Source organism: Rothia sp. ND6WE1A, from assembly GCF_001683935.1.
GTDB lineage: Bacteria > Actinomycetota > Actinomycetes > Actinomycetales > Micrococcaceae > Rothia > Rothia amarae.
Genome location: NZ_LXTU01000045.1, coordinates 1 through 569, shown reverse-complemented (window position 1 = coordinate 569; position 569 = coordinate 1). Strand labels below are relative to the sequence as shown.

Below are 569 nucleotides of genomic sequence, written 5' to 3'. Positions count from 1 at the left end.
TTCCGCCTGGTTTTGCCCAGGTGATATGAGAGGTGAGGGCTGTCAGTAGCGTGGTGAATTGCTGAGGTGTGAGCCCTGTTGTACGCTGGTGGAGCAACGGTTCTTCCGGTATGGCTTGAGGTTATTTGTAGTGATTTAATCCTCTTATTTTTGCCGCTGGTGGGGCCGTTGTCTAGTTGGTGGGGTGTGGGTGTGTTCCTACTTTTGAATAAGCCTCAATATTCTCAAAACGCCAGCCCTTAGGTATAACAAGACGCGCGGCCACAAAGACCGCGCGCCTAAAATTTCCAGGAAAATACCCTAGAGAGCAAAATGGCTATTTCACCCAACCGATCAATGACCAGTCAGTGGTGTCAAAGAGTGAAGGACCAAAGTTTGCCAAGCCATTCTTGACAACCATAATATCGGGACCATTGAAGAAGGGAGCCATCATTGCATATTCCTTCAAGTGAACAAGCTCGATATCATTGCACTTCGCGTTACGCTCTTTGGTGTCTTCGGTAACTTGAGGCTTATTCAAAAGTCCTCCCAGCCGCATAAAACACCAACCCCCGAACCACCGCAAACAC

1 pseudogene is annotated in these 569 nt (G+C 48.5%); it reads right to left on the bottom strand.

The window, feature by feature from the left end:
- Positions 1–316: 316 nt before the first annotated feature.
- Positions 317–569: pseudogene (locus tag A7E48_RS05935) on the bottom strand (hypothetical protein); the annotation flags it as partial.